Origin of the sequence: Streptomyces sp. P17, from assembly GCF_032436805.1 — a bacterium.
GTDB lineage: Bacteria > Actinomycetota > Actinomycetes > Streptomycetales > Streptomycetaceae > Streptomyces.
This window is the reverse complement of the sequence record NZ_JAVRBF010001577.1, coordinates 1-230: the sequence shown is the minus strand read 5'-3', so window position 1 is coordinate 230 and position 230 is coordinate 1. Positions and strand designations below refer to the sequence as shown.

The 230-nt window shown below is 64.8% G+C and carries 1 protein-coding gene; it reads right to left on the bottom strand.

Going from position 1 to position 230, the window contains the following annotated elements:
• A partial coding sequence (locus RMT89_RS45740; RefSeq protein WP_315889651.1) for a hypothetical protein occupies positions 1 to 209 on the bottom strand: 209 nt, incomplete at its 3' end.
• Positions 210 to 230 lie beyond the last annotated feature (21 nt).

Sequence of the window (230 nt, the reverse complement as noted above, 5' to 3'; positions counted from 1 at the left end):
CCCTCAAGCGCCCCGAAGACCGCGTACTTAATCGCGCTGCCGGACACGGTGCCCGACTGCAACAGGTCCGCGATAACGAGACGGTCACGCTTGGGCATGACGAAGTTCGTATCAAGGTCAGTCACGAGCGGGCCGTACGCGCCGGTAGCGCCCCCGACGGTCTGCGTGTCGGTCGCGGCCTTCTCGAACAGCAGTTCTGGAGCGCCCACGGTCAGACCGGTAGGAATGTC